The 1646-nt window shown below is 27.0% G+C and carries 2 protein-coding genes and 1 pseudogene; all 3 read left to right on the top strand.

Translation table 11 applies throughout. The annotated features are described in order from the left end of the window. Positions 1-211: 211 nt before the first annotated feature. The gene (locus tag EJJ37_RS19675) at positions 212-979 is read left to right on the top strand and encodes an AIM24 family protein (RefSeq protein ID WP_133017119.1); all 768 of its coding nucleotides are present in this window, start codon (positions 212-214) and stop codon (positions 977-979) included. An 83-nt stretch (positions 980-1062) separates the two neighbouring features. After that, complete coding sequence (locus EJJ37_RS19670) at positions 1063-1362, top strand: YerC/YecD family TrpR-related protein (protein ID WP_133017118.1); 300 nt, start codon at positions 1063-1065, stop codon at positions 1360-1362. 106 nt (positions 1363-1468) lie between these two features. Continuing rightward, positions 1469-1646 (top strand): annotated as a pseudogene (locus tag EJJ37_RS19665) (phosphoglucosamine mutase); the annotation flags it as partial.

The raw sequence follows: 1646 nt of genomic DNA, 5'->3' as shown, positions 1-1646 counted from the left end.
CCTTTTAAGGGTAGCAAGTAAAATAAAATGCGGCTGCTGGACCATTTATGCGTCTTAAGACGCAAGCTAGCAATTTGCCCTTATAGGGCTTATGAAAAACCACCAGCTTAGCTGGTGGATATTTATTTTGTAAAAATATAAAAATATAGTTTTAATTTACAATAATATGGAAATAATCTATGATATGAAATATTAATTGTATGGAGGATCTATGAGAAGTAATATTGAAACGAAAAACAAATTGACTTTATTAGCTGAGTTAGGTAATGAATCTAAGTTTCAAATTTTAAAATATAATGAGCTTAGTGGAATAAATAGAGTAGATAGTGTATCTGCTATTAAGGCAATAGAAAATAGTGGACAAAGGCTTAAACAAGTAAGAATATTATTAAATGAAAGCGCTGTTAAAATACAAAATAATGAATTGAGTTATATGAAGGGATATATAGAAAGAAATGATTTGGTTCATGAATATAAGGGAATTAAAAAATTAATATTTGACTCTAAGCAAGTAATAGCTAGAAAGAATAAAACAATATTCAAGGGAACAGGAGAAATTTTATTAAAATCTAGTTTTAGTGACTTTACATTGATAGAATTAGTTGATGAAGAAATAATAATTAGTGATTCAATATTTTATGCATGTGATGAAGAAATAAATATTACAAGTATTAATGATAAAGAGTTAAAGCTTAATGGAAATGGTGTTGTAGTATTAAAGCTACCTGTTTCAGAAAAAGAAATAATAAGGTGTAAGTTATTTAATGATAAGTTAACTGTTAATGAAGATTTAGTTATATTAAAAAGTAATAGTATAAATATAAGTTATGAAAAATATGAAAATGAGATAGAGGATGATATTGTAGAGTATGTTAATACTGTTTATTATGGAATAGGAGAATTATGGTTATTACCAACTAGAAGTATATATGACAAATATGTTAAAATAAATTGTTGTTTAGAAGAGTGTGATAAATAAACCGAAGAAAAATATAAATTACATCTTAAATTTAGTGCGCTAAAGTGTTAAAATTAAGATGTAAGTGAAATAGGAGTGATAATATGGGCCTAAAGGATTTAGAGTTTAAAAATGATTTAGATATGTTGTTTAAGGCAGTTTTAGAATTACAAAATATAGATGAATGTTATAAGTTTTTTGAAGATATTGCAACTATTACAGAGTTAAAGGCTATATCTCAAAGAATTCAAGTAGCCAAAATGCTGAAGGAGAAAAAAGTTTATACAGAAATAGCAGAAGTAACAGGAGCTAGTACTGCAACTATAAGTAGAGTTAATAAATGTCTTAATTATGGTCAAGGTGGATATAATATAGTATTAGATAGGATTAATTCTGAAGAGTAATAGGCTGTAAAGCGTGATAAATACAAGGTTATATACTATTGTAAAAAATCGGAATAAAGGATATACTATAAGAGTTAAATTGAAATAAATAAGCGAGGTATTATATATGAGTAGAATGTTCGGAACAGATGGTGTTAGAGGAATCGCTAATACAGAGTTAACTGCAGATTTAGCTTATGCTTTAGGTAGAGCTGGTGCTTTTGTATTAACAGAAGGAACACATAAACCTAAAATATTAGTTGCTAAAGATACAAGAATATCAGGAGATATGTTAGAAGCAGCTT

The sequence above is a fragment of the Clostridium cuniculi genome (assembly GCF_004353185.1).
In the GTDB taxonomy this organism is placed as follows: Bacteria; Bacillota; Clostridia; order Clostridiales; family Clostridiaceae; genus Clostridium; species Clostridium cuniculi.
This window is presented reverse-complemented; position numbering and strand designations above follow the sequence as displayed.